This is a genomic window from Desulforhopalus sp. (assembly GCA_030247675.1).
Taxonomy (GTDB): Bacteria; Desulfobacterota; Desulfobulbia; order Desulfobulbales; family Desulfocapsaceae; genus Desulforhopalus_A.
Genome location: JAOTRX010000002.1, coordinates 99,323 through 125,270 on the forward strand (window position 1 = coordinate 99,323; position 25,948 = coordinate 125,270).

The window sequence follows — 25,948 nt, forward strand, 5'->3', positions numbered from 1 at the left end:
AGGTAATGATTACATCTTTCTCCCCTGATCCAGAGAAGCGGGGGCTCCGCTTCTCAATGGGACTCGATTTTGACGAAGACCAACACGGGGAGGTAACCAAGGGGGTGTCTCCCCGCTGTTTTTAGAGGTGTACAGAGTGCCGAAGCATTTTAGATCATTACAGGAATTCTCGAAAAATGAGTTGACTGGTCTTATTAACCGGGCAATTGAACTAAAAAGTGAAAAAAAGGCCGGAAAGATCCATCAGCAATTAATGGGTAAGACCATTGGCTTGATTTTTGAAAAACCATCGACCAGGACTCGGGTATCCTTCGAGTCGGCCATGTACGGCTTGGGCGGACAGGTCATATTTTTATCGGGCCGTGATACCCAGCTGGCGAGATCGGAACCGCTCAAGGACATGTCCAGGGTCATGTCCCGTTACGTTGACGGTATGGTTGTTCGGACCTTCGGTCAGGAGGTGGTCGAGGAACTGGCCGCCTATGCTACGGTTCCGGTTATCAATGCCCTGACCGACCTGCATCACCCCTGCCAGGTGCTGAGCGATATCATGACGGTCATTGAGAAAAAAGGAGCGATCGAGCCCCTGCGCATTGCCTGGGTGGGAGACGGCAATAACATGGCCAACTCCTGGATTCAGGCGGCCGGGATACTCGGTTTCGAATTGGTTCTCGCCTGTCCGCAGGGCTATGAGCCGGATGCGGCAATACTTGCGGAGAGCAGGAAGATAGCCGGAAAACCGATCGTCCTCGTCGAAGACCCGGAGGTTGCGGTTCGCGGTGCGGCCGTCATCAACGTCGATGTCTGGGCATCCATGGGCCAGGAGGACGAGCAGGAGGAAAGAATCGGCATTTTCAGTAAATATCAGCTCAATCATCAGTTATTGGCTAAGGCCCCGGCTGACTGCATTGTCCTGCATTGTTTGCCTGCCCATCGCGGCGAGGAGATAACCGATGAGGTTCTTGAGTCGACGCAGTGCGTGGCCTTTGATCAAGCAGAAAATAAGATGCACATCCATAAGGCGATTCTCGAAAGCCTGATTGGTTGATGTTGTAAAAGGAAAGAATATAAAAATAATTAGGGGTTTGCTCCATGAGTGTAAACAAGATTGTTCTCGCCTATTCCGGAGGTCTCGATACCTCGGTAATTTTAAAGTGGCTTGCCGAGGAGTATAAATGCTCGGTGATCGCCTATTCCGCTGACATCGGTCAGGAAGAGGACTGGGATGCGGTAACTCGCAAGGGGCTGGCCACCGGCGCTGAGAAGGTGATTGTTTCCGATCTGAAGAAGGTCTTTGTCGAAGACTATATCTTTCCGGCTTTCCGGGCCAATGCCATCTACGAAGGCTCCTATCTTCTCGGCACCTCACTGGCCCGGCCGCTGATTGCCAAGGAACAGGTGCGCATCGCCCTTGCTGAGGGTGCCGATGCGGTGAGCCATGGGGCAACTGGAAAAGGCAACGATCAGGTGCGTTTTGAGCTTGCCTATATTGCCCTTGCACCATCTCTGAAGATCATTGCCCCCTGGCGGATCTGGAGTCTCAATTCCCGGCAGAAATTGGTGGAGTTCGCTCAGGATCATAATATCCCAGTGCCGGTGACCAAGGAGAAGCCGTATAGCTCCGACGAGAATCTGCTGCATATCAGCTTTGAGGGCGGAATTCTCGAAGACCCCTGGAACGAGCCGGAAGAGGCAATGTTCAAGCTGACCGTCGCCCCGGAAAAGGCCCCCGACAAACCGGCCTATCTGGAAATCACCTTCGAGGGCGGCAGCCCGGTGGCCCTTGATGGCGTGGCCATGGAACCACTGGCCCTCTTTACCGAGCTTAATCGCCTGGGAGGTGCCAACGGTATCGGCCGTCTTGATCTGGTGGAGAACCGATTCGTCGGCATGAAGTCGCACGGTGTCTATGAGACCCCGGGTGGTACTATCCTGCGCACTGCCCATCGCGATCTCGAAACCATCACCCTCGACCGTGAGGTCTTGCGTATCCGCGACTCTCTCGTGCCACGGTATTCCGAGCTGATCTATAACGGTTTCTGGTTCTCGCCGGAGCGGGAGTTGTTGCAAAAGACCATGGACGAGACGCAGAAGACGGTGAACGGCGTCGTCCGCTTGAAACTCTACAAGGGCAATTGCACCCCGGTCGGGCGTAAATCCGATCAATCACTGTACCAGGTTAATTTTGCTACCTTTGAAGAAGACACTGTCTACAATCAGGGCGATGCCACCGGCTTTATCCGGCTCAACGGCTTGCGTTTGAAAATCAATGCCCTGCAGGGGCGGTGCAGTAAATAGGACCCGGTCATGACTGTGCAGAAAAAGAGCGGCTCGGCAAAGATGTGGGGAGGGCGGTTTGGCGAGGGTACTGCTGCCTCGGTGGAGGCCTTTACCGCCTCTATCCACTACGATTGCCGGTTGTATAAATACGATATTGCCGGCAGCAAGGCCCACGCCGCCATGCTTGCCGACGGTGGCATATTGTCCCGGGAAGAGCTTACGGCCATAACCGATGGTCTTACGGCAATCGAAAAAGAGATCAGCGAAGGGACCTTTCAATTCCGGCGTGAGCTGGAAGATGTCCACATGAATATCGAAAAGGCCTTAGTTGAGCGCATAGGTCCAGCGGGTGCGAAGTTGCACAGCGGCCGCAGCCGCAACGATCAGGTTGCCCTTGATTTCAAGCTCTATCTGCGCGATCAGTGTGACGAGGTGCTTGTTCTCCTGGATGGTGTTCGCCGGGCCTTTGTGCTTCTTGCCAGGAAATATCTTGGTCGGATAATGCCGGGATATACCCATTTACAACGGGCACAGCCGGTGCAGATAGCTCATCATATGCTGGCTTACTATGAGATGTTCAGCCGTGACCGGGAACGAATGGTCGATTGCCGCAAGCGCCTTAACCTCTCGCCACTCGGCTGCGCGGCACTAGCCGGTACCGGCTTGCCCATCAACCGGGAGCAGGTGGCAAAAGACCTTGGTTTTGCCGGGGTAACAGCAAACTCGATGGATACCTCGGGTGACCGGGATTTTGCTATCGAGTTCACCAGTTGTTGCACCATCATTCAGCTGCACCTTTCCAGGCTGTCGGAAGAACTCGTTCTCTGGTCGAGTCAAGAGTTTGATTTTGTAAACATATCCGATAGATTCTGCACGGGATCGTCAATTATGCCGCAGAAGAAAAATCCGGATATTCCAGAATTGATCAGGGGCAAGTGCGGGCGGGTCGTTGGCAGCCTGATGACCCTTATCACCTTGGTGAAGGGCTTGCCGCTGACCTATAACCGCGATCTTCAGGAAGACAAGGAACCGGTTTTCGATACCGTCGATACGGTTACTGCCTCCCTTGCCATTATGGCGGAACTTCTGGAGAATCTCACCTTCAAAACGGAGCGGATGGCGGCGGCTACCGGTAAGGGTTGCATGACGGCAACCGATCTTGCCGACTATTTGGTATTGAAAAATGTACCCTTCCGCGAAGCCCATGCAATAGTCGGCCGGGCAGTTGCCTATTGTCTCGAAAAGGAGCGCGAATTGCCGGAACTGAGTTTGTCTGAGCTCGGGCAGTTTTCCGAGGTCATCGGTGAGGATGCCTTCGAGGTGTTACGTGTCGAAGGGTCGGTCAATAGTCGGATTTCCACGGGAGGAACCGGTGTTCTGAGAGTGGAAGAAGCATTAGTGACGGCGGAAAAAAAACTGGGGATCGGATTATGAGAAAAAGATGCTTTTTACGGATAATGGGAATTTTCTTTGTTGGTGCATTCTTGTTTTTGGCCGGAGGGTGCGGCGTTAAGAACAAACCAGTCCCACCCGCCAGTGTCGTGCCGGAGGCAATCGGTGACCTGCGGCATACAATTTCCGACAAAGGGGTGCAGCTGACCTGGTCGTACCCGGTTCGAACCGTTAAAGGATCGATTGTCGAGGATATCTCTTCTTTTGAATTGTTCCGCGCGGAAATCCCCTTGAATGCATACTGCGAGAGTTGCCCGGTACCATATGCGGACCCGGTGACGGTTGAGGGTGGGGCGCCGATGGATGGCAAAATAAGGCGAGAGGTGAAATATGATTCCGATCTCCTGCGTTCCGGGTATAAATATTTTTACAAGGTTCGCTCGCGCACGAGCTGGCTTGCCGATAGTGCCGATTCCAACGTGGTTACCTTTATCTGGTTTGAGCCGGCAGCGGCCCCCGAAAATGTGATCGCCGTATCTGGAGATCGTCAAATTGCCCTCACCTGGCAACCGGTAACCTTGAAAACGGCTGGTACCGATTTCGCTGTCAAATATCAGATTCGCCGCAGCCTCAATGGCAAGGATTGGACCAAGATCGGTGAGCCGCTCACTGCTACCGGTTACACTGACCGCCAGGTCGGCAATGGCCAGAAATATCACTATTCAGTGCAGACTCTGACTGCCTATAAGGCTGAGCTGGCGGAAGGAGGGGTGAGTAAGGCAGTTATCGCCACGCCGATCGACCAGACACCACCACCTGCCCCATCCGGAGTTACAGCTGTGCAAACCGCTGCCGGTATCAAGGTGTTTTGGGACCGCAGTGAGATCCAGGATCTCTCCGGCTACAAGGTTTATAGGCGAACTGCTGATCAAAATACCCATGAGATAATAGGTACGATAGAGCCGACGCATACGCTCTTTGTTGATGCCAAGGCAACTGAGGGAACTCGCTACTATTATGCGGTCACCGCTCTTGATGGGGCAAAGCCCGCAAACGAGAGTGCTAAGTCACGCGAGGCCACCGTCAGGGATTAACCGTAACAAGAAGGCCACATCTTCAGATGCCCTCCCGCCACAAGAGACGTGGTTGGGGGGCTCTGTTGTCTCGGGAAGGGATAGAAGGTGACCTGGTTGTTATTCGGAAAGAGGGGTTTTTGTAAGGGGGCCAGGTTGAAAATGTTTTTGGCTCATGTACAATAACGTAAGGAGACAGCAAAAGAGATGGTACAATTTCCCATTCCTTTTGAAAAGATGAGCGGAGCCGGCAACGATTTCGTGATTGTTGATAACCGCATTTGCCGCATCCCAGCAGCTGAGCAAGCGAAATTAGCACAGCGGATTTGTAGGCGTATGTTTTCACTTGGCGCCGACGGGATGATTTTTATCGAGGAGTCGGCTACTGCCGACTTTTCCTGGAATTTTTATAACGCTGACGGGTCTGTTGCCGAAATGTGCGGCAATGGTTCCCGGTGCGCGGCACGATTTGCGTATCGCCATGGGATTGCGGGTAAAAAAATGAGATTTGCCACTCTGGCCGGTATAATCGAGGCAGAGGTCGGTGAAGATGAAGCAATGGTAAGGGTGAAAATGACCAAACCCCATGATTTTCGGCTTGGTCTCTCCCTTGTCATCGGTGATGAAGAACGGCCGGTCAGCTACGTCGATACCGGTGTACCGCATGCGGTTATTTTTGTGAAAGATGATAGTATCCCGGTGAAAACTTGGGGAAGGATGGTGCGCTTTCACCAGCTCTTTGAACCGAAGGGGGCCAATGCCAACTTCGTCAAGGTGTTGGCTGACGGCAGGTTGAAGGTGCGTACCTACGAACGCGGAGTTGAGGCCGAGACAATGGCTTGTGGCACCGGGGCGGTTGCTTCAGCACTTTTTGCAGTAATACAAAAAGGCATGGAATCACCTGTGGAGGTTGTTACCTCGGGGGGGGAGGTCCTGACTATATTTTTTGATTTGTTCGACGGGCCGGTTGCTGACAATGTTTACATGCAAGGGCTGACCAGGTTGGTTTGTGTCGGAGAACTGGTTGAAGAAGCGCTGCTATAAATAACCTGCGCAGAAAAACCATTGCAAGAAAACAGCATAGCCGTCGGATGTACGGGACGGCATATGGAGCAGTAAGGGATTGGGCGGCCAGTCATAAGGTCACATCCCAACAGCTCTTGGCCCCGATAATGGGATGTGTCTCTAGCCGGAAAAATTCTTGGTATACAGTGCTTGAAGTGTTTTTTGGAGAGACCTGATAACGATGGAAAATTTGGTTTGGGAGGAGTCATGGAAAAGTTTCACGGAGCGCTTGTTGCACTTGTGACCCCGTTTATAGACGGTAGATTGGATGAGCAGGGGTTGATAGACCTTATTGAGTTTCAGATTGCCGGCGGTACCCATGGCATTGTGCCATGTGGAACCACCGGTGAATCGGCTACTATTTTGTTTGATGAGCATAAACGGGTTATTGACCTGACCGTTAAAACCGTCAAAGGGCGAGTTCCCGTGGTTGCCGGCACCGGGGCAAACAATACTCTGGAGGCCATCGAACTCACCGAGAGCGCCAAAGAAAGCGGGGCTGACGCGGTCTTGTCGGTGGTGCCCTATTACAATAAACCGAGTCAGGAGGGGATGTACCTGCACTTCCGGGAGATTGCCGAAAAAGTTGATATTCCAATGTTTCTCTATAATGTGCCGGGGCGAACGGTGGTGAACATGCTACCGGAAACTGTGGCACGTCTCGCACAAATCGACAATATCATCGGTATTAAAGAGGCATCCGGTAGCCTGGAGCAGATTTCCGACGTAATTCGTCGTTGCCCGAAGGAATTCATCGTCCTTTCCGGTGATGATTTTACTTCAATGCCGACAGCTTTTATCGGTGGAAAGGGGGTTATCTCCGTGGTCTCCAATGTCTATCCCCAGGGTATGGCCAAAATGCTTGAGGCGGCTCTGGTCGGCAATATTGACGAAGCGAATGTGCAGCATTACAAGATGTTCGAACTGATGAAAATGATGTTCATCGAACCCAATCCGGTTCCGGCCAAAAAGGCATTGGAGTTGATGGGTAAGATTAAGAGTGGGCATCCTCGTTTGCCCCTTGCCCCGATGGGCGCGACAAATCTGGAAAAATTGCAATCGGCGATGCGGACTATCGGCCTTATATAGTTCTTTGCGTGGTGATGAACCAGTAATTCAGGCACAGGAGCAGGGGGATATGACCAAGGTAATCATTGCCGGGGCAGCCGGCAGGATGGGGCAGCGGGTGGCGTATATGGTCAATCGCCATCCACTGCTGCAATGGACAGCGGGATTTGAGGCGGCGGGGCATTCCGCTGTTGGAAAAGACGCCGGGCTGTTGGCCCTTGGTGAGGCGAATGGAGTGATCATTGGTGAGGGTATCGAATCGGTGATCGATAAAGGTGATGTAATAATCGATTTCACCTTTCACAAGGCGACTATGGAGTTTGCTCGATTAGCTGCAAGGCATGGCCGGGCCATGGTCATTGGTACCACAGGCCTCACACCGGAAAATCTGCTTGAGCTGAAGGAACTTGCCAAGAACTTTCCCTGTGTTCAGGCCCCTAATATGTCGGTCTGCGTCAATGTCATGATGAAACTGGTGAAAAAAACCGCGGCAATTCTTGGCGACGACTACGATATCGAGATCATCGAGGCCCATCACAACAAGAAAAAGGATGCACCAAGCGGTACGGCCCTAAAACTTGCCGAAATGGCCGCGGAAGGAGTGGGCAGAAATCTCAGCGAAGTCGCGGTACTGGAACGGAATGGGATTATCGGCGAGAGAGGAGCTAAAGAGATCGGTATCCAGACGATTCGGGCCGCTGATATCGTCGGCGAACATACCGTTCTCTTTGCCGGCCCTGGTGAACGGATTGAATTGATTCACCGCGCTCATAGCCGTGACCATTTTGCTCGGGGCGCCGCCGCCGCGGCAGCCTGGATTGCCGGCAGAGAGTGTGGGCTTTACTCGATGTTTGACGTCCTGGGGCTACAGGATCTTTAGGAACTTGCAGATTGGCTTCTTGTTTTTTAAGAATTAACTTCGTAAAGATATCTGGGAACTCGTGAGGGCTGGGGCTGTTTGAATGCAATACGAAGTGAAGGCGATCATCGGATTGGGTTCGAATCTTGGCAACGGACGAACCATTCTTCAGGAGGCTTGGGAATATCTCGGGACTGTTCCAGGCATTCGGCTTGGCGGGCTGTCGCGCCCATATATGACCGCTCCAGTCGGCATGATCAGCAGGCATTGGTTTACCAACGCTGTGGGGAGCGTTTACACCTTCCTTGAGGCCGGAGATCTTTTACAAAGTCTGCTGGTGATTGAGGCAAGGTTTGGTCGCACTCGAGACAACCTGTCTTTTGGGTATCAAGATCGAAGCCTTGACCTCGATTTGTTGTATTACGGTGATGTGGCAACCGATAGCCCTGAATTGACCTTGCCGCATCCGCGAATTGCCGACAGACTGTTTGTGCTGGCGCCCCTCGGTGAGGTTGAACCGGAGTTTAGAGATGTGCTCAGTGGGAAGACCATTACCGAAATGGTTGAAGAACTCCAATCGCGAATTATGTCCGGTCACTTGAAAAATCAGGAAATTATTGTTGGGAGCTGGGATTGAAGGCGCATGGTTGCGAGAGCTTTTTACTTGTATGCCAACAGCAATGATGCGGTGAATATCACTTTATGAGAAATCCAACCTCGAGGAAATTTTGACACCACTGCGGATTATTATCCTTATTGCCCTCGTCTACATCGCTTACAGAGTGATTTTTGCGAAGGGAAGGTCATTGGGTGCGGGGGGAAAAATGCGCGGCACCAGGCCAGTGGATGCTCCTGTCGCTGATACCTTGGAGGAGGACCCGGTCTGCAAGAAACTTGTACCGAGTCGCCAGGCTGTGCAGATAGAGTGGCGGGGGGAAAAAATGTATTTTTGCAGCCAGAAGTGTTGCAATACCTTTAGAATCAAACAAGGAGAAAATGAATGAAGTTCTTTATCGATACCGCCAACTTAGAAGAGATAAAAAAAGGTGTTGAGATGGGCATGGTGGATGGAGTCACTACTAATCCATCACTGATAGCCAGAGAAAACAAGCCTTTTGAAGAGATCATCGCTGAGATCTGCAAGCTGGTCGATGGACCGGTAAGTGCAGAAGTGGTGAGCCTTCAGGCAGAGGGGATGCTCGAGGAAGCGCGCAAACTTGCCAAACTTGCTGAAAATATCGTTATCAAAATTCCGATGATCGTCGAAGGTCTGAAGGCCGTAAAGAAGCTCAGTGCTGAAGGGATTAAAACCAACGTTACCTTGGTTTTTTCGGCGGCACAGGCTCTGTTGGCTGCTAAGGCAGGGGCGACGTATGTCAGCCCTTTTGTCGGCCGTCTAGACGATATCGGCAATCCGGGAATGGAATTGATCAGTGACATCGTTTCCATTTACGATAACTATGGCTACCAGAGCGAGATCATTGTGGCAAGTGTCAGGAGTCCTCAGCATGTGCTGGATGCGGCCCTCATAGGTGCTGACATCGCGACAATTCCTTTTAAGGTCATCGCGCAACTTGCCAAACATCCGCTAACTGATATTGGTATCGAGCAGTTTCTTGCCGATTGGGAAAAGAGAAAAAAATAGATGAAGAATAATCTGACCGAGCGGTTGCATCGCCACGCATTCTTTCAGGGCTTGGCAAGACTTTTTGTCCTTGCTGCCCTGAGCACGATAGCGGTTGGCCCACTGGAGGCCAGGGGGTCGATGTATATCTGCCGTGGGAAATCGGGGGCGATGAACTTTACTAACGCCCCAGTCGGTTCGAACTGTCAGATATATTCCCTGACCCAGGATACTGGCTTCAGTGCATCGTTTGGTAGTGGCGGTGGCGGTGGCGGTGATTCGAAAATGTATGATATGGATATCCACCGCATCGGCCGCCGCTATCAGGTCGATCCACCACTTATAAAGGCGATTATTCTTGCCGAATCCGATTTTGATCACCGGGCAGTGTCGCGGAAGGGGGCCTTGGGACTGATGCAGCTGATGCCCGAGACTGCACGTGAGCTGCGGGTAGGCAACCCATTCAATCCACGGGAAAATATTGATGGAGGAACCCGGTATCTGCGGCAACTTCTCGATAACTTCAATGGCAATTTGAGCTTATCACTGGCTGCTTACAACGCCGGGCCGGGACTGGTATCGCGAACCGGTGGCGTCCCGGATATCCCGGAGACACAACAATATGTGACGAAGGTGTTAAAGCATTATAAGGAATACAAACGGGTGAAAGGTATCTCACCACTCTTGGTGAAGGAGTGAGCTACGAGGACTACACCTGGTGGCCTTTTTGATGGTTTCGAAACATCGCTAATAATTGGCGAAAACTATACTAGTTACGAAAGAAAATCTAATGAGAAGACCCTGGCAGGATTTGTTTTGGGAGAAAAGTAATGGGTGAGATGCAACAGGCTCTTGAAAAAATACAACCGGCAGCCTCGCTGGATGTGCAGGGACTCAACTGCCCCCTCCCGCTCCTGCGGATTAAAAAAAGACTGGCTAAACTAGCAATAGGCGAAGTGTTACTGGTTGTAGGTGCCAAGCCCTCATCGCATCTTGATATTTATGGTTGGTGCGAGCGGGTGGGACATATGTATCTGGGGGAAAAGGAAGAATTCGGTCAATTAAGCTTTTTTATTAAACGATGCAGCTAGGCCTAATGCGCTAGAATAAAAAAATATATTTGTAATCCGAATGATTCGAGGGAAGAATGGAGCATATACAATTCTCTCAGGTCAATTTCCTCTCACTTTGTTCTCATTCTTGATTAATAGTCGTTCTGCTGTAACTGCCGCCTCCCCCCGTATTGCCCTTGCTTCCCTCTTTGCGAAATCAGCTACATAACGATAGGATACACTCCTAAAATAAAAACACAGGCAGCCAGAAAGAAGGTACCGGCAGTTGCGAAGCACGACCCATCGGTTTCAAAGTTTTCCACAGCATCGTGAAAATACATATTGATGACCAGCCGAAGGTAGTACCACATTGACAGGATGCTGCTGACGATGCCGAGCACTGCAAGGGTTATTTCCCCTGCCGATATGGCACTGGTGATGATGTAGAATTTTCCCATAAATCCAGCTGTGGGGGGGATTCCGGCCATCGAGAGAAGAAAGACAGTGATGGCCGCAGCTGAATACGGCCGCACTTTGGCAAGCCCTTTAAAGTCATCAAAGGTCGATCTTCTCTCTCCGCTGCCCCCAAGGTAGGCAAGCGCGGCGAACATTCCCAGAGTGCCGGCGGCGTAGGCCGCCAGGTAATAGGCTATTACGCTGCCAGTGAATTGCTCGGTGTTTATGGCAACCAAGGCGATAAGCAGATAGCCGGAATGGACGATACCGGAGGCAGCCAGCATCCTTTTAAGATTGCTTTGGCCGATGGCGATAAGGTTGCCACCGAACATCGTGAATACGGAGACGTAAAAGAGAAATGTCACCCAGGTGCCGTGCAGTCCGCTGCTTTGGGCAAGGAGGTTGGCAAAAACGGTGAAGATTGCGGTTTTGAGAGCCGTGGCCATAAATCCAGTAACTGGGGTAGAGGCACCATCATAGACGTCGATAACCCAGGCATGGAAGGGGAAGGCGGCAGCTTTAAAAAGAAGTCCCACGATAATAAAGAAGACACCACCGAGGAGAAGAGGGGATGTTGCAGAATGGCTTAGGCAGTATGTTCCGATATCGATAAATTTGGTGCTCTTCACTCCACCATAAATGAGTGCCGACCCCATGGTAAAAAATGCGCCGGCAAAGGCCCCGAGCATGAGGTATTTGAGAACCGCCTCCGCCCCTTTGACATTGGCCCGGTCATATCCGACAAGGATATAGATTGCCAGGGACATAATCTCCAGAGCGATAAAACTGGTCATGAGCTCCTGAGACAAAGTGAGCAACAGCATGCCACAGGCTCCAAACATCATGACCGCGTAAAACTCCAGGGAGCAGAACAGGTTGACTTTGAAATAGGAGTGACTGGTCATTGCCGTAAAAAAACCGCAGGCAAGGATGATTAGTCCGGCCGCAGAGGTAAAGTCGCTCACCACTAACATACCGTTAAAGACATCACTGTAGGCAGCAGTCGCCGGACCTCCCCCAACCAGCAGCTGGACTAAAAATGCTACGGCAAATATACCCATGCTCAGATGGGCGGCCGTCTCAAGACGACTTTTTTCAAAAGCGGCAAGGAGCATCAAGAGGATGGCTCCTGTGCAGATGACGATCAGAGGGAGCAATGACAGAAAATCATTCATAATGGTCACAGAGCCTTAGTTCTTTTGATAATTGGGCGTTGAGGTCCGAGGCCTTGCTGTTGAAGCCAGGGCGTTAGGCGCGGTATTTGTGGCTGCTGCAATATGCTGCTGGACGGTGGGTTCAATCCTCTTAAGGAATGGTTGAGGGAAAATTCCCATTGCCAGGATAAGTAGAATCACCGGTAAAAAGGTCAGGGCCTCGGTTAGAGAGAGGTCTTGAAATTTATCGGTCTGTTCCTTTGGCTTCTCGAAGAAGACTCTCTGGAACATCCACAGCATGTAACATACACCGATTATCAGCGAGGTCCCCGCCAGAAAGCCTATGAATCCACTGAATTTGATTGCTCCGAGGATGATAAGAAATTCACCTATAAAACCGCTGGTGCCCGGCAAGCCCATCGAGGCGAGCATGGCGATCGCAAAAAACGTGGCAAAGATTGGCGCCCGATAGGCGATTCCGCCAAGTTCAGCGATTTCTCGGGTTTGCAAACGTTCTTCCATGAGACCAATAAAGAGAAACAGTATGCCAGTACTGGTGGCGTGAGCGGCAATCTGGAAAAGGCTACCGGTTAGGGCCTGGGTATTCATGCAGAAGACCCCGAGAGCGATAATGCCCATGTGTGAGGCTGAAGAAAAAGCAAGCATGCGTTTCAGGTCTTTTTGGGCAATTGCGGCAAGCCCGCAGTAAATCATGCCGACAACCCCGGCAAATGACAGCAAAACCGCAAAACGGGCCAATTCAAGCTCAAAAACCGGAACGACAAAACGAATCACCCCGTAGACGCCGATCTTGGCCATTATTGCTGAGAGAACGAAGGTCGTTGCGTTCGGTGCCTCGGTATAGGCGTCAGGCAGCCAGGTGTGAAAAGGGAATAGGGGTATCTTGATTGCAAAGGCAATCATCATCATGAAAAAGGCCAGAACAGCGTAGCCTCCTCCCAGTTCAAGGCTACTGAGCTGAATGATATCGAAGGTCCAGAAGCCGAACTGTTCATGGTGGGCAACACCAACGTAAACAAGCCCGGCGAGCATGAGCAGCGAACCGGAAATGGTGTACAGGGTGATCTTTAAGGTTGCCGGCAGGCGATTCGGCCCGCCATAGATGCCGATCATGAAAAAGATCGGTAACAGCATGATCTCCCAAAAAATATAGAAGAGGATTAAATCGGTAGCGCAGATGGCCCCGATCATCGCCCCTTGGGTGATCAGGAGGTTGCCGTAAAAGCCCTTTTCTCTTATCGAAAGAATGCAAAAAACCATGGGAAAAAGTACTGACCCGGCCATTAGTACGAGAAGACTGATGCCATCAACGCCAAGGCCGTAGCGAATTCCCAGCGATTCGACCCACGCTCTGTTTTCAACAAACTCCATAGCACCGCTGCCCTGAAAACCAAGAAACAACTCAATGCCGATGAGAAGAACGATCATGGCTACAACACCACCGGAGAAACGGGCTGCCTTGTTGCCGATTGGCAAGGCAAGGATGCTTATTCCGGCAAGGATCGGTAGAAAGATCATGAATGAAAGGGCATATTCGAACATTCTGGCACCTTACCTAGTTGATCGTTTTCGATAAGAAAAGGCTCATGAGACTCAGGCCGATGACCATGTAAATTGCGTAAACCCTCACATAGCCCACTTGCAATATTTTGAAGGCCTTACCGGCCTTGCGATACAGCCAGATGGAAGCCTTGACATGGCTATCGGTGACATGCGGCTCCAAAAGTCTGGAGATAAGACTGCCGATGGCCTTATAGGGCTGGACAAAAGCGGCATTGTAGATCTCATCGACATAAAATTTGTGGTAGGCGAACTTCCTGAGACCAGTGAATTCCGTCTCAGTAGCCCCTTGACCGAATTTTCTATAAGCGATGGTTATACCAATGGCGAAGGCTGCGACGCTTGTGGCTATTGCAAGCAGCTCAAGCCATACGGAGGCGTGGGGGTGCTGTTCAGTCAAACTTGGTGCCAGCCAGTGGCTCACCCCAAGACTGCCGCCAAAGATGCCAGGCAAATTAAAAAATCCCGCGAAGATGGCACCAACAGCCAGCACCACTAAGGGAACGGTCATCACCTTGGGTGATTCATGAGCGTGGGCAAAAGATTCCGGGACACGGGGTGCACCATGAAAAACCAGGAAGATCATGCGAAAGGTATAAAAAGCAGTTAATCCAGCCACGAGAACACCGATCACCCAGATACCGGTATGGCCAGTAGCCAAGGCCGAAAACAGTATTTCGTCCTTGCTGAAGAATCCGGAAAAGGGAGGGCAACCGGCCAGTGCGAAGGCACCAACCACCATGGTCCAGTAGGTTGTCGGCATTTTGTCCTTCAGGCCGCCCATCTTCCAGATATCCTGTTCATGGTGCAGGGCGTAGATGACTGAACCAGCTCCAAGAAACAGCAGAGCTTTGAAAAAGGCATGAGTGAAGACGTGAAAGATACCAGCTGAATATGCTGCCACCCCGACGCCCGCGAACATGTAGCCGAGCTGGCTGACCGTCGAATAAGCGAGGATCTTCTTGATATCTTTTTGAAAAAGGCCAAAGATTGCGGCAAGCAAGGCGGTTAGGATACCAACCCAGGCGACAATCGATCCTGCAATAGGATATGGAGTATAAAGGAAACTGAAGCGGGCGACCATATAGACACCGGCCGTAACCATGGTAGCCGCATGGATCAGCGCCGAGACAGGGGTCGGGCCGGCCATGGCGTCAGGTAGCCAGACATACAGGGGGATCTGCGCTGACTTGCCGCAGGCACCGACAAAGAGTAAGAGACAAATAGCCACGCCAACCCCAGGTGGTATGTCGGCTACGTTGGCTTTTAAGGAAAGATAGTCAAAGCCGTCGGCACCGATGGCCCAAAAGAGATACGCCATGCCGAGCACAAAACCGAGATCGCCAATGCGGTTGACAATAAAGGCTTTGTTGCCGGCCTGGACGTTGGCTGTGTCCTTACTGTAGAAGCTGATTAGCAGGTAGGAGCAAAGCCCGACACCCTCCCAGCCGACAAACATGACTACCGGACCGTTGCCGAGCACGAGAAGAAGCATCGATCCGAGGAAGAGATTCATGTAGGCGAAAAACTTGCCGAAGTTTTCGTCTCCCGCCATATAACCTACTGAATAAATATGGATCAACGAACCGATAAGGGTGACGAAAAGGAGCATCAGCGAGCTCAGTGGATCGGCCAGAAATGCCATATCGACATGCAGCTCGCCGACGGCAAACCAGGTGAAGGCGGTGTGGGTAAGGAAACGCTCTGCGGCCGGCAATCCCTTTAACTGGAAAAAGACCATGCAGGCCATGAAGAAGGCAAGGATCGGTCCCACACAGGCCAGGGTGCCGTAAAGTATCTCAGGGAGTGGGGTTTTCCTGCAGGTGAACATGTGCAGCAGACCGATAACCAGTGCTCCAAGTAGCGGCAGGAGCGGTATAAGTCCTAGATATGTAACACTATGTTCCATATTATCACCCTTTTAACAGGCTGAATACGTTGGTGTCCAGCTTGCCCTTATGCTTGTGCAGGAGAATGACCACGGCAAGTGCCAGAGCCGCTTCCGCTGCGGCAACGGCCATAACCATCAGGGCCAAAACATGACCATCCATACTCTCATGCAGTCGTGAGAAGGTAATGAAGGCAAGGTTTGCCGCATTCAACATGAGCTCTATAGACATGAAAACGGTGAAGACGTTACGTCTGGTAATGACTCCGAGAATGCCCAGACAAAAGAGAATGATGCTGAGTATGAGATAGTCCTGGATCATTTGTCAGTTCTCCTTTTGCCGGCCAATACCACCGCACCGATGAGGGCAACGAGGAGGAGGATTGATACGATTTCAAAGGGAAGCAACCAATCTTGAAAGAGCACCAGTCCAACCTCTTTGACCCCGCCGAAACCGTTTCCGATGATCGTTGTTTCACCACCTGGAATACTTTTTACGATCTTGATCAGGAAGGAGCCGATGGGAAGGATGATGACTACGCCACCGGCGAGATATATCCAATGCCGAGCTTCTTCGGGGAGATCACTCTCAGCGATATTGAGAAACATGATGATAAAAAGGATAAGTGACATGATCGCCCCGGCATATACAATAAGTTGCAGGGCAAAGATCAGTTTGGCGGAAAGAAGGGCATACAGCCCTGCCAAGGAGATCATAGTCACGACAAGGCTCATCGCCCCGTTCATCGGGTGGCGAAAAAACACCAGGCCAAGGGCACCAAGTACCGAAAGTGCCGCAAATCCGAAAAATAATATCTCGGCAAACATGATATCAAGCGCCCCCTTTTTTGTATTCTTCTTCAGAAAAGGCCCCTGGGGTTGCCAGTAACTGCTCCAGCCCAACGACAAAAGACTCCCGCGTGCCTCCGGCGGTTGAGAACTTGCCGGTATCCATGCGGATGGCATCCAGGGGACAGGCCTCAACGCAGTATCCGCAGTAGATGCATTCGAGTTGATCGATAACGAATTTGACCGGCATTTTCTCGGTTCTGCCGTCCTGTCTTTCGCCGGCCTCTATCATGATGCAGTGGGACGGACAATTAGTCTGACACATAAAGCAGGCGACGCATTTGACTGTGCCGTCATCATGCTTGGTGAGGCGGTGCAGGCCTCGCCAGCGTACTGGTATCTCTGGTTGAACTTCTGGATAGTGACGGACATACAACTTTCTGTTATCGCGAAGATTTCTGAAGAAGTGGCCGAAGGTTGTGGCCATTCCTTTAAAGATCTCAATGAGATAAAAGCGTTCGTGGAGGCTTGCTCCCTTTCTCGCCAATGTTTTTACTGAGGCTGCCATGTTATTCTCTCCCTAACTCAAGGCCACGACGAATGCGCTGGTAATAAAAATGTTCAGAAGTGCCAGGGGAAGGAGCATTTTCCATCCCAAGGTCTGGAGCTGGTCATAGCGGAAACGCGGCAAGGTCCAGCGCACCCAGATATAGACAAAGAGCATCATGGTAACTTTTACGAGGAAGGTACAGACCTGCAGCAATACCACGAAGATATGGGTTGCGGCACCGCCGGAGGAAAAGAATAGAACGGACAACAAAACTGCTTCAAGAAAGATTACCAGGCCCCAGAGGCATTTGATGTAGACCGTCGCCTCGAATATCCTTGGGTCATTTTTTCTTTGGTAGTGGCTGACGTTGCTCCTCCTGATCCAGCCGGCAAAAAAGTGCATGGCCACCGGCAAAATGACTATGAGCAGGAAGGCCACCGGCTTGGCATGATTCAATAAAGTAGCGGTGGAAAGAAACGGCAACTGATACCCTCCGAAAAAGAGGGTTACAATCATGGCGCTCGACACAAACAGGGCGACGTATTCACCCATGAAAAAGATCGCAAATTTCATGGCGCTGTACTCAACATGATAACCTGCGACCAACTCACTCTCACCTTCGGCAAGATCGAAGGGGGTTCGGTTGGTCTCGGCGAAGGCGGCGACAACGAAGATTATCATTGCCAGGGGTTGCAATATTGCACCCCACATGGGAATGAAACCGAAGAGGAGCTTGCCCTGGAATTGGGCAATCTCATTCAGATTAACGGTACCATACACAATGAGCATGCTGACGATGGACAAGCCCATGGGAATTTCATAGCTGATGACCTGGGCAGCTGAACGGAGACCGCCGAGGACCCCGTACTTATTGGTTGACGACCATCCGGCGAGGATGATTCCGTACACACTGAAGCCGGCTAGGGACAGAAACCACAGAATTCCCAGATCAAAGGGAATACCTTGCATGATATAGCTCTTGCCGCCGAGGACCAGGGTATCGGCAAAGGGCACAACGGCAAAGGAGACCAGAGAGGTGAAAAAGACAATCACAGGGGCCAGAACAAAGTAGAATTTGTGTTTAATATGGCCCGATATCACATCTTCTTTAAAAATAAGTTTGGCAGCGTCAGCGAGATTCTGCACCAATCCAGCTGCTCGAAAGCCGAAGATATTGGCGCGGTTCGGACCTGAACGGTCCTGGAAAAAGCCTGCCCCACGTCGCTCCATCCACACGCAAATGGCGATGAAACAGAGCGGAATAAAGGCGCTGAAGGCAACTCTCGCGACAACCATAAAGATATCAAGCGGTGACATGGGTGGCCTCGTTGTCGGTTAATTTCAATCCCTCGGCTGGTAGAGTATCTGCCTCAAAGTTCTTAAGGACACTGAGATATTTGCGCAGCTCGGAAAATTGTTCGGCGCGGGTTTGCAGGGGGCTACCGAGTTGGGCGGCCAATGTCCCGATATCGACCGGATCGTGGTTTTTACTCACCGCCTTGGTAAAGCTTTGTAGGATGTTGTCACAGTTAACAAGGCTTCCAGAGTATTCACTAGCAGCAGCAATTGGTATGGCGATAGCGGCCATTGCCGCAAGCCCGTCATCGTGACTGGCAGCAAGTATCATCTTGGTGTCTTTGAGAAGGGCACGCAGTTCCGGTTCTGTATAACTGCGGGTAAGATCGTTATTGAAATTGACCAGCAGCTGGGCCTCACCGAGATCTTTTTCAAAGACCGCACGGTTACTGTTTATGCCCAGGATTCCCAGCCCTGCGCGATTTGCCGATTTATCATCCTGAATAAGGTAGCCGTCACCATCTCCGGCACTGATGTAACCATCGCTAAAACCGGACAACGTGGCACCGAGTTTTTCCGCCAGGCTCTTGACCGCGACCATTTCCTCCAGGGAACAGTTGGGAGAGAGGATCATGGCAATTTTTGGGGACCGGCTTATTTCTTGGTTGCAGGCGGCCAGTGCGTCAGCCTGGTTACGAACCTGACTACCCTGCCGGGCAACGGTCAGGCGACCTTCATTCTCCTTGTGGTAGCTATACCGGCCCTTGTCACAGATGAAGTACCCGTTGACTTGTGGGTTCAGTCGTGGGAGGAAGCGATATATACGATCTTCCTGATATTTTTCCCGGTTGTGCTCAATGGTGATATTACATCCTTTGGCGCAACCGTGGCATATACCCTTGGCCCTTTTCAAGAACCATACTCGCTGTTTGAAACGGAAGTCGGCACTGGTCATGGCGCCAACCGGGCAAAGGTCTACAATGTTCTGGGCATAGCGGTTGTTGATTGGCCTGCCGGGGAAGAATTCGACCTGCGCCGCATCGCTTCTGTTGACAATGCCCAACTCGCCGGTTTTGGTGATCTGCCGGCAAAAGCGGACACACCTGGCGCAGAGGACGCAGCGCTCCTGATCGTGGACGATACCGCAGCCATAATCGAGTTTTTTCCCTTTCTTGACCTGGGCGACGGTCATCCGGCTCGGTTGCTTGTCATAGGACATGTAGAAGTCTTGCAACTTGCACTCCCCGGCCTGATCGCAGATAGGGCAATCGATGGGGTGGTTGATGAGTTCCAATTCCATGACATCATGCTGGATTTTTTTGATATGGGCGGCGTCCAGCAGAACCTTCATCCCAGCTTGCGCCGGGGTTTTACAGGCCGGAACAAGCGGCGGCCTGCCGTCTTCTATCCCGACCAGGCACATCCGGCAGTTGCCGTCGGAACCAAGTGCCGGGTGATAGCAGAAGTGCGGGATCTCAATGCCGACGGCACCGATGGCGTCGATCAGGTTTTTCCCCGCTTCGACCTCGACCTCAACTCCATTCACAAAAAGTTTAATCTTGTCAGCCATGGGAAGCCCTATTCCTGTTTTTCTTGTGCTGCTGGAGAGGCGGTTGGCACATATGCCAGAAATTCCTGCCTGAACTTATCAAGGTAACTGCGTACCGGCATGGTGCAGGCAGCGGAGAGTACACAGACCGTTTTCATCTCGATATTATCGCAAAGCTCACGGAGCAGAAGGACATCTTCGATAACACCCTCACCGCGAAGGATTTTTTGCACAATCTTCAGCATCCAGCCCAGTCCCTCGCGACAGGGAGTGCATTGGCCACAGGACTCATGATGGTAAAAAGAGATGAGGTTTTCAACCAGTTGGACGATATCGACGGTCTCGTCGAGCACCACGATGCCGCCCGAACCAAACATGGTTTTGTGGGCGGCCATGGATTCGTAATCAAGGGTTACGTCCTTGGCCTCTTCGGGTAGCAGGACCGGGGTGGAACTTCCTCCGGGGATGATCCCCTTCAGCTTCCGGCCCTTCCAAACTCCACCTGCCATTTTGTCGATGACCTCGAGGATCGGCAGGCCAAGAGGCAGCTCATACATCCCAGGTTTTTCAACATGGCCGGAGATGCCAAATAGATGGGTCCCGGGACTTTTTTCGGTGCCGTGAGCTTTGTAGGCGTCTGCGCCATTTGTGATGATAAAGGGCAGGGAGGCAATAGTCTGGACATTGTTGATGATCGTCGGGCAGCCATACAGTCCGGCAACTGCCGGGAACGGCGGCTTGCTGCGTGGCTGGCCCTTTTGCCCCTCAATGGATTCGAGGAGCGCGGTCTCTTCGCCGCAGATATAGGCCCCGGCGCCGCGGTGGATGGTGACATCGAGCTTGAAGTCGCGGCCGGCAATGCTGGCGCCAAGGTAGCCGGCGGCATATGCCTCATCGATTGCCGCCTGCAGAATTTTGACCTGGGTGGTATATTCGCCGCGGATATATATATAGGCATCATGGCAGTCGATGGCGTAGCTGCAGATGATAATGCCTTCGATGAGCATGTGCGGGTCTTTGACGAGGATGTAGCGATCTTTGAAGGTGGCTGGTTCCGATTCGTCTGAATTGACCGCCAGATACACTGGCTTACCGGTGTTCTTGGGGAGAAACCCCCATTTCATCCCAGCTGGAAATCCAGCCCCGCCCCGGCCCCGCAGACCGCTCTTCTTTACCTCTTCAATGACCTCGGCCGGCTGCATCGCGAAGAGTTTGTCGAGGGTCGAATAGGCGCCGTGGCTTATGGCAACGGCCAGGGTGTTGGCATTGTCTATATGAAACTTGGCACTGAGAATTTTCACTTCCATATTCGTCCGCCTCGTTATGGCAATGTGGCCAGCAGCTCTTTCAGCTTGCCCGCGTCCATGTTTTCGTGGAATTCGCCGTTAACCTGGACAACCGGGGCGGTACCGCAGTGGCCAAGGCACTCAACCTCTTCCAGGCTGAAACGGCCATCCTCGCTGATCTGTCCGGGGGTGATACCGATCTCGTTTTTTAGAAAATCGACGATTTCTTGCTTGCCGAGCAGCCAGCAGGACAGGGTACGGCAAACGCAGATGTGGTTTCTGCCCATTGGGTGCAGATGGAACATGGTATAGAAGGTCACCGCTTCATACAGCTTGCTGGCGAAGGTGCCGATCCGGTCGGCTGCGTAGGCCAGGGCCTCCTGGCAGATCCACCCTTCCTGTTCCTGAATGAGCCAGAGGGCTGGAAGAATCAACGACTCCCTGGTCGGGTAGCGCGTGCTGAGTCTCTCGAATTCGGCATCCCTTTCCCGGTCGAATTGAAATGGTTTTCCGGTAGAAATCAGCTGTGAACGGTTGCTCATCGGTCCAACTCCCCGCCTATGATATTGATACACCCAAGGTTGATGACTGCGTCGGCGATCATGTATCCTTCAACCATTTTGTGGAAGCCACCCATAACGTAAAAACAGGGCGGGCGGACCTTTACCTTATACGGACGGCCGGAACCGTCGGAAACAAAATGGAAGCCCAGTTCGCCGTTGGCGGCCTCGAAGGAATCGTACCATTCACCGCGAGGTGCCTTCACCCCTTCAAAAATTAATTTAAAGTGGTTCGCCAATCCTTCTATTTTGCTGTAAACCTGTTGCTTCGGCGGCAGGCAGACCTGCGAATCACCAACATTGATTGGACCTTCGGGAATGTGTTGCATCGCCTGGCGAATGATGCGGATGGACTGGGTCATCTCGGCGAAGCGAATCATAAAACGATCGTAGATATCGCCGGTGCTGCCTACCGGCACTTCGAAATCGAAGGCCTCGTAATTGTAGTAGGGGGCATCCTTACGAAGATCGAAGGGTACCCCGCTGGCCCGCAGATTTGGTCCGGTAAAACCGTAACTGAGGGCAGTTTCCGCCGGAAGGATGCAGACACCCTGGGTCCGGTCATGGATGATACGATTGGTTTCCACCAGCTTAAGGGCGTCACCGATGCCCTTTTCAATGCTGAGCAGCTGGGCCTTGAGATCGACTTCCCAACCCTCGTAGAAATCGCGATACATGCCCCCTATTCGGGTGAATGAAGTTGTGAGGCGGGAACCGGTAAGGCGGCTGATAAAATCGTAGGCCGCCTCTTTCTCATTAAAAAGGTACCAATAGTTTGTCAGTCCCCCCATATCCACGAGGTTGGCGGCAATACACACCAGATGGTCAAGAACCCGGTAGAATTCGGTGAGAACCACCCGCATGAATTGGGCTCGTTCGGTGATCTTCACACCAAGCCACGCTTCAACCGCCTTGACGTAAGCGATGTTGTTGATGACCGAGGAGCAGTAATTAAGCCGGTCGGTCAGGGGCACTACCTGGTTATAGGTATAACTTTCCGCCGTTTTTTCAAAACCGCGGTGTAGATAGCCGATCTCATTGACATTGGCCAGAATGGTCTCGCCATCAAGGGCGGTGAGGATCCGGATGGCCCCGTGGGTGGCGGGGTGCGATGGGCCAATGTTGAGAAACATGATCTCGGTGTTGATATCCCGCATGGTACTTTCGTCGATACCATTTTCGAAAAGGCGCGCTTTAATTTCTTTCTCAAGGCTGTCGGTTTCGTAACAGATCTGCCCTTTGTCAATAGGGTAATCCTTGCGCAGTGGGTGGCCGGAAAACTGCCAGTGATTGAGTATCCGGCGCAGATCGGGATGACCTTTGAAATTAATGCCATATTGGTCATAGACCTCACGTTCACCCCAGTTCGCGGAACCCCATAGATGGCTGGCGGTGGTGACTCCGTCCTGCGGGTCGGCAACCGCGCACCGGACCTGGACGAGGAGGTTGTCCTGCCAGTTACGGAGGGTATAAACCACCGAAAATCTGGCCTTTGGCGGGTCTGGATACTCAAGGTAATCGATGCCGGTGACATCAAGGAGCAGGCCACAGTTGAAGGACGGGTCGTTTTTTAGCCGGGAAAGGGTGCTTTCGAGGGCTGTAGCTTGCACATCAACGACCACTGCATCGAGAACAGTTGAACAGGTGGCGTCCGGGAACGCGGCCTTCATTTTTTCAAGAGCCGTCGTATTCATATCAGTCGAGAATCCCCTTAAAGTCTTTATGGCGGTCTTGCAGAATAGTTTCCCCTTCAATCTGTTTTTGGATTTTCATCAAGGCATCGAGAATTGCCTCAGGTCTTGGAGGGCAACCGGAGATATATACATCTACAGGTATGATGGTGTCGATGCCTTGAACGGTGCAGTAGTTATCGTACATTCCTCCAGAACTTGCACAGGCACCCATGGCGACGACCCACTTGGGCAAGGGCATCTGCTCGTAGATGCGTTTGAGTATCGGAGCCTGTTTGTAACTGATTGTGCCGCATACCAGAAGAAGATCCGCCTGGCGGGGGGAAAACCGGACCACCTCCGCGCCGAAACGGGAGATATCGTGCTGACTGGCTGCTGCGCTCATGAACTCAATAGCGCAGCAGGCGGTGCCAAAAATAAAGGGCCACAGGGAGTTTTCGCGCCCCCAATTGATGATCGCATCAAGTTTGGTGGTGATGACCGTATTGCCGAGATGAGCCTCAAATCCTAACGCCAATTGAGCACCCCCTTCTTCAGAATGTAGATGAGTCCGGTGACGAGGAGCAGCATAAAAGTCACCATCTCGACAAAACCGAACCAGCCGAGTTCACGGACACATACCGCCCACGGGTACATGAAGACCGCTTCAATATCGAAAATCAGAAAGAGAATTGCGAGAAGATAGAATTTGACGCTGAATTTTTGGTCGACCGCGCCGATGATTGGGCCAATGCCGCTTTCATATGCCTCGTCTTTGATTTTTCCCCGAGACCTGGGCCCTAAAAATGCGGTCAGGATCATGAGACAGGGAACGAGTGCGGCAATGCCGATTAAGGTCGCCGCCGAGAGAATCAGTTCCGTTGACATCTTTTCCCCTTTTTGACGCTCTTTTCATTCCAATGCATGGCCGATTGTCGACTTGCATCAACCCCATAAAACCGAACGAAAATTTAAATCTTCCATGCATTAACAGGACTCTTTGATTCCTGTCAAGTCTTTCTCTTTCTTTGTTAAACAGCTACTTACATCGTAATCAGGTGGGATTTTGTGCAAAAAATGCAAGCGGTGCGCCTGCCCCGTTCTTTGTGCCCTTATAGAGCATCTTGAGTTGTGGCGAATCTCGAAATTGGCACAAGCAGCACATCAACGGATTGGCAGAATTATGCGATGGCGTTTTTTTTCAGGAAAGTTTTTTCGGAGGGTATACAAAAAAAATGCGAAAAAAAACCCTGCCGATTAACTTGGTCGACAGGGTTTTTTGGGAAAATGGTTTGGAAGTCAGGAAACTACATTACCAACCAAGGGTCAAATATTCATGGATGGAATTCGCTGCCGCCCTTCCGGCACCCATGGCCAGAATGACGGTTGCTGCCCCAGTGACGATATCGCCACCAGCCCAGACGCCTCGCTTGGTGGTTTTACCGTTTTTCTCATCGGCCAGAACATTACCCCATTTGTTGAGTTTCATATCCGGGGTTTCACTGGTGAGCAAGGGATTGGCACCTGAGCCGACGGCGACGATACACAGATCGCAAGCAATTTCAAACTCCGAGCCCTTGACTGCTACCGGGCGGCGTCTCCCGGAGGCATCGGGTTCCCCGAGTTCCATACGCAGGCACTCCATGCCGGTAAGCCTGCCATTTTCATTGCCGATGTAGCGGGTCGGATTGGTGAGCAAGCAGAGTTCAATGCCTTCCTCTTCGGCATGGTGGATCTCAGCGCTACGGGCCGGCATTTCATCGCGGGAGCGGCGATAGACGATCTTCACGCTGTCCGCGCCCAGGCGCATCGCTGTCCGCGCCGAGTCCATAGCCACGTTGCCGGCGCCGAGCACGACGACGTTTTTACCGAGAGGAATGGGGGTGTCAACCTCCGGATATTTATAGGCCTTCATGAGATTGGCGCGGGTCAGGTATTCGTTGGCGGAGAGGATGCCAACATAATTTTCACCTGGAATATTCATGAATTTCGGTAGTCCGGCACCGACACCGACATAGATGGCATCGTAGCCCTCGCCGAAGAGCTCGTCCAGGGAAACGGTACGGCCAACTACGGCATTACATTGCACTTTGACTCCAAGTCTCTCAAGAAAATTAACCTCTTGGGCGACAATGGCTTTCGGAAGACGGAATTCGGGAATGCCGTACACCAGAACGCCGCCTGGTTTATGGAAGGCCTCAAAGATTGTGACGTCATGGCCTTTGACAATAAGATCACCGGCCACAGTGAGACCGGATGGCCCAGATCCGACGACAGCGATCTTTTTCCCGGTAGGGGCTGCCTTAGGCGGCAATTCGCCGGTGCCGTGCTCTCGCTCGTAGTCAGCGCAGAATCGTTCGAGGTTGCCGATAGCTACGGGCTGGCCTTTCTTGCCGACGATGCATCTTCCCTCACACTGTACCTCTTGCGGGCAAACCCGGCCGCAGACAGCAGGTAAAGCATTTTTGCCCCACAGGTTGCGGATGGCTCCAGTCATGTCGCCTTGGGCAATGAGATCAATAAAACCTGGTATATCAACACCTACCGGGCAACCTTCAACGCAACCGGGTTTTTTACATTGCAGGCACCTTGAGGCCTCTTCCTGGGCCATTTTGACGGTATAGCCGGTGGGTACCTCCAAGAAATTTCGAGCCCTGATTTTTGGTTCTTGCTCGGGCATGGCGACTCTGGCTTTCTGCGCTTTCTTATCTGCTGTTTCTGACATGTTTTCCTCCGAAAGTAATCGACTCCACGGT

25 protein-coding genes are annotated in these 25,948 nt (G+C 52.0%); 11 read left to right on the top strand and 14 right to left on the bottom strand.

Features of this window, described 5'->3' with window-relative positions:
• Window positions 1-136 precede the first annotated feature (136 nt).
• The 11 genes from argF (at window position 137) to OEL83_00500 (ending at window position 10,452) form a co-directional block, all read left to right on the top strand.
• Entirely contained in the window at window positions 137-1,048 is a 912-nt protein-coding gene (argF, locus tag OEL83_00450) for an ornithine carbamoyltransferase (protein MDK9705490.1), read from the top strand.
• Window positions 1,049-1,092: 44 nt separating this feature from the next.
• On the top strand, window positions 1,093-2,298 hold the full coding sequence (locus OEL83_00455) for an argininosuccinate synthase (GenBank protein MDK9705491.1): 1,206 nt from the start codon (window positions 1,093-1,095) through the stop codon (window positions 2,296-2,298).
• Between the two features lie 9 nt (window positions 2,299-2,307).
• Entirely contained in the window at window positions 2,308-3,714 is a 1,407-nt protein-coding gene (gene argH / locus OEL83_00460) for an argininosuccinate lyase (GenBank protein ID MDK9705492.1), read from the top strand.
• Complete coding sequence (locus tag OEL83_00465) at window positions 3,711-4,766, top strand: hypothetical protein (GenBank protein ID MDK9705493.1); 1,056 nt, start codon at window positions 3,711-3,713, stop codon at window positions 4,764-4,766. Before argH ends, OEL83_00465 begins: the two co-directional genes overlap by 4 nt.
• 186 nt (window positions 4,767-4,952) lie before the next feature.
• A complete protein-coding gene (gene dapF, locus OEL83_00470) occupies window positions 4,953-5,789 on the top strand; it encodes a diaminopimelate epimerase (GenBank protein ID MDK9705494.1) in 837 nt (278 codons plus the stop codon).
• Between the two features lie 228 nt (window positions 5,790-6,017).
• Window positions 6,018-6,899: a 4-hydroxy-tetrahydrodipicolinate synthase gene (gene dapA / locus OEL83_00475; GenBank protein MDK9705495.1), complete on the top strand. Its 882-nt coding sequence runs from the start codon at window positions 6,018-6,020 to the stop codon at window positions 6,897-6,899.
• 49 nt (window positions 6,900-6,948) lie between these two features.
• Entirely contained in the window at window positions 6,949-7,758 is an 810-nt protein-coding gene (gene dapB / locus OEL83_00480; GenBank protein MDK9705496.1) for a 4-hydroxy-tetrahydrodipicolinate reductase, read from the top strand.
• A gap of 82 nt (window positions 7,759-7,840) precedes the next feature.
• Window positions 7,841-8,374 (top strand): 2-amino-4-hydroxy-6-hydroxymethyldihydropteridine diphosphokinase, encoded by a 534-nt coding sequence (gene folK / locus OEL83_00485; protein ID MDK9705497.1) that lies wholly within the window; start codon window positions 7,841-7,843, stop codon window positions 8,372-8,374.
• 363 nt (window positions 8,375-8,737) lie between these two features.
• Window positions 8,738-9,382, top strand: coding sequence for a fructose-6-phosphate aldolase (gene fsa / locus OEL83_00490; GenBank protein MDK9705498.1), 645 nt, complete (start codon window positions 8,738-8,740; stop codon window positions 9,380-9,382).
• A complete protein-coding gene (locus tag OEL83_00495; GenBank protein ID MDK9705499.1) occupies window positions 9,383-10,060 on the top strand; it encodes a lytic transglycosylase domain-containing protein in 678 nt (225 codons plus the stop codon).
• A gap of 131 nt (window positions 10,061-10,191) precedes the next feature.
• Window positions 10,192-10,452: a sulfurtransferase TusA family protein gene (locus OEL83_00500; protein MDK9705500.1), complete on the top strand. Its 261-nt coding sequence runs from the start codon at window positions 10,192-10,194 to the stop codon at window positions 10,450-10,452.
• A gap of 182 nt (window positions 10,453-10,634) precedes the next feature.
• On the opposite strand, the gene OEL83_00505 is transcribed toward OEL83_00500, so the two are convergent.
• From OEL83_00505 to gltA, 14 genes are all read right to left on the bottom strand, one after another.
• Window positions 10,635-12,044, bottom strand: coding sequence for an NADH-quinone oxidoreductase subunit N (locus OEL83_00505; protein MDK9705501.1), 1,410 nt, complete (start codon window positions 12,042-12,044; stop codon window positions 10,635-10,637).
• Between the two features lie 15 nt (window positions 12,045-12,059).
• The gene (locus OEL83_00510) at window positions 12,060-13,586 is read right to left on the bottom strand and encodes an NADH-quinone oxidoreductase subunit M (GenBank protein MDK9705502.1); all 1,527 of its coding nucleotides are present in this window, start codon (window positions 13,584-13,586) and stop codon (window positions 12,060-12,062) included.
• A gap of 13 nt (window positions 13,587-13,599) precedes the next feature.
• Window positions 13,600-15,513, bottom strand: coding sequence for an NADH-quinone oxidoreductase subunit L (gene nuoL, locus OEL83_00515; GenBank protein ID MDK9705503.1), 1,914 nt, complete (start codon window positions 15,511-15,513; stop codon window positions 13,600-13,602).
• A gap of 4 nt (window positions 15,514-15,517) precedes the next feature.
• Window positions 15,518-15,814 (bottom strand): NADH-quinone oxidoreductase subunit NuoK, encoded by a 297-nt coding sequence (gene nuoK / locus OEL83_00520; protein ID MDK9705504.1) that lies wholly within the window; start codon window positions 15,812-15,814, stop codon window positions 15,518-15,520.
• Window positions 15,811-16,320: an NADH-quinone oxidoreductase subunit J gene (locus tag OEL83_00525; protein MDK9705505.1), complete on the bottom strand. Its 510-nt coding sequence runs from the start codon at window positions 16,318-16,320 to the stop codon at window positions 15,811-15,813. The genes nuoK and OEL83_00525 overlap by 4 nt, the downstream gene beginning before the upstream one ends.
• A 4-nt stretch (window positions 16,321-16,324) precedes the next feature.
• Window positions 16,325-16,849, bottom strand: a complete 525-nt coding sequence (locus OEL83_00530) for an NADH-quinone oxidoreductase subunit I (protein MDK9705506.1) — start codon at window positions 16,847-16,849, stop codon at window positions 16,325-16,327.
• Window positions 16,850-16,861: 12 nt separating this feature from the next.
• On the bottom strand, window positions 16,862-18,148 hold the full coding sequence (locus OEL83_00535; protein MDK9705507.1) for an NADH-quinone oxidoreductase subunit H: 1,287 nt from the start codon (window positions 18,146-18,148) through the stop codon (window positions 16,862-16,864).
• Complete coding sequence (locus tag OEL83_00540; protein MDK9705508.1) at window positions 18,135-19,697, bottom strand: 2Fe-2S iron-sulfur cluster-binding protein; 1,563 nt, start codon at window positions 19,695-19,697, stop codon at window positions 18,135-18,137. Before OEL83_00540 ends, OEL83_00535 begins: the two co-directional genes overlap by 14 nt.
• An 8-nt stretch (window positions 19,698-19,705) precedes the next feature.
• The gene (nuoF, locus tag OEL83_00545; protein ID MDK9705509.1) at window positions 19,706-20,983 is read right to left on the bottom strand and encodes an NADH-quinone oxidoreductase subunit NuoF; all 1,278 of its coding nucleotides are present in this window, start codon (window positions 20,981-20,983) and stop codon (window positions 19,706-19,708) included.
• Window positions 20,984-20,997: 14 nt separating this feature from the next.
• Window positions 20,998-21,504 (bottom strand): NAD(P)H-dependent oxidoreductase subunit E, encoded by a 507-nt coding sequence (locus tag OEL83_00550; protein ID MDK9705510.1) that lies wholly within the window; start codon window positions 21,502-21,504, stop codon window positions 20,998-21,000.
• Entirely contained in the window at window positions 21,501-23,216 is a 1,716-nt protein-coding gene (locus OEL83_00555) for an NADH-quinone oxidoreductase subunit D (GenBank protein ID MDK9705511.1), read from the bottom strand. The genes OEL83_00550 and OEL83_00555 overlap by 4 nt, the downstream gene beginning before the upstream one ends.
• A gap of 1 nt (window position 23,217) precedes the next feature.
• Window positions 23,218-23,730, bottom strand: a complete 513-nt coding sequence (nuoB, locus tag OEL83_00560) for an NADH-quinone oxidoreductase subunit NuoB (protein ID MDK9705512.1) — start codon at window positions 23,728-23,730, stop codon at window positions 23,218-23,220.
• A complete protein-coding gene (gene ndhC, locus OEL83_00565) occupies window positions 23,721-24,080 on the bottom strand; it encodes an NADH-quinone oxidoreductase subunit A (protein ID MDK9705513.1) in 360 nt (119 codons plus the stop codon). The genes nuoB and ndhC overlap by 10 nt, the downstream gene beginning before the upstream one ends.
• Window positions 24,081-24,504: 424 nt before the next feature.
• A complete protein-coding gene (gene gltA, locus OEL83_00570; protein ID MDK9705514.1) occupies window positions 24,505-25,917 on the bottom strand; it encodes an NADPH-dependent glutamate synthase in 1,413 nt (470 codons plus the stop codon).
• Between the last annotated feature and the right edge of the window lie 31 nt (window positions 25,918-25,948).

Excerpts from the sequence above, each read along its gene's own strand:
- OEL83_00455 (MDK9705491.1), top strand. The coding sequence starts at position 1,093 with ATGAGTGTAAACAAGATTGTTCTCGCCTATTCCGGAGGTCTCGATACC.
- argH (MDK9705492.1), top strand. The coding sequence starts at position 2,308 with ATGACTGTGCAGAAAAAGAGCGGCTCGGCAAAGATGTGGGGAGGGCGG.
- OEL83_00465 (MDK9705493.1), top strand. The coding sequence starts at position 3,711 with ATGAGAAAAAGATGCTTTTTACGGATAATGGGAATTTTCTTTGTTGGT.
- dapF (MDK9705494.1), top strand. The coding sequence starts at position 4,953 with ATGGTACAATTTCCCATTCCTTTTGAAAAGATGAGCGGAGCCGGCAAC.
- dapA (MDK9705495.1), top strand. The coding sequence starts at position 6,018 with ATGGAAAAGTTTCACGGAGCGCTTGTTGCACTTGTGACCCCGTTTATA.
- dapB (MDK9705496.1), top strand. The coding sequence starts at position 6,949 with ATGACCAAGGTAATCATTGCCGGGGCAGCCGGCAGGATGGGGCAGCGG.
- folK (MDK9705497.1), top strand. The coding sequence starts at position 7,841 with ATGCAATACGAAGTGAAGGCGATCATCGGATTGGGTTCGAATCTTGGC.
- fsa (MDK9705498.1), top strand. The coding sequence starts at position 8,738 with ATGAAGTTCTTTATCGATACCGCCAACTTAGAAGAGATAAAAAAAGGT.
- OEL83_00495 (MDK9705499.1), top strand. The coding sequence starts at position 9,383 with ATGAAGAATAATCTGACCGAGCGGTTGCATCGCCACGCATTCTTTCAG.
- OEL83_00500 (MDK9705500.1), top strand. The coding sequence starts at position 10,192 with ATGGGTGAGATGCAACAGGCTCTTGAAAAAATACAACCGGCAGCCTCG.
- OEL83_00505 (MDK9705501.1), bottom strand. The coding sequence starts at position 12,044 with ATGAATGATTTTCTGTCATTGCTCCCTCTGATCGTCATCTGCACAGGA.
- OEL83_00510 (MDK9705502.1), bottom strand. The coding sequence starts at position 13,586 with ATGTTCGAATATGCCCTTTCATTCATGATCTTTCTACCGATCCTTGCC.
- nuoL (MDK9705503.1), bottom strand. The coding sequence starts at position 15,513 with ATGGAACATAGTGTTACATATCTAGGACTTATACCGCTCCTGCCGCTA.
- nuoK (MDK9705504.1), bottom strand. The coding sequence starts at position 15,814 with ATGATCCAGGACTATCTCATACTCAGCATCATTCTCTTTTGTCTGGGC.
- OEL83_00525 (MDK9705505.1), bottom strand. The coding sequence starts at position 16,320 with ATGTTTGCCGAGATATTATTTTTCGGATTTGCGGCACTTTCGGTACTT.
- OEL83_00530 (MDK9705506.1), bottom strand. The coding sequence starts at position 16,849 with ATGGCAGCCTCAGTAAAAACATTGGCGAGAAAGGGAGCAAGCCTCCAC.
- OEL83_00535 (MDK9705507.1), bottom strand. The coding sequence starts at position 18,148 with ATGTCACCGCTTGATATCTTTATGGTTGTCGCGAGAGTTGCCTTCAGC.
- OEL83_00540 (MDK9705508.1), bottom strand. The coding sequence starts at position 19,697 with ATGGCTGACAAGATTAAACTTTTTGTGAATGGAGTTGAGGTCGAGGTC.
- nuoF (MDK9705509.1), bottom strand. The coding sequence starts at position 20,983 with ATGGAAGTGAAAATTCTCAGTGCCAAGTTTCATATAGACAATGCCAAC.
- OEL83_00550 (MDK9705510.1), bottom strand. The coding sequence starts at position 21,504 with ATGAGCAACCGTTCACAGCTGATTTCTACCGGAAAACCATTTCAATTC.
- OEL83_00555 (MDK9705511.1), bottom strand. The coding sequence starts at position 23,216 with ATGAATACGACGGCTCTTGAAAAAATGAAGGCCGCGTTCCCGGACGCC.
- ndhC (MDK9705513.1), bottom strand. The coding sequence starts at position 24,080 with ATGTCAACGGAACTGATTCTCTCGGCGGCGACCTTAATCGGCATTGCC.
- gltA (MDK9705514.1), bottom strand. The coding sequence starts at position 25,917 with ATGTCAGAAACAGCAGATAAGAAAGCGCAGAAAGCCAGAGTCGCCATG.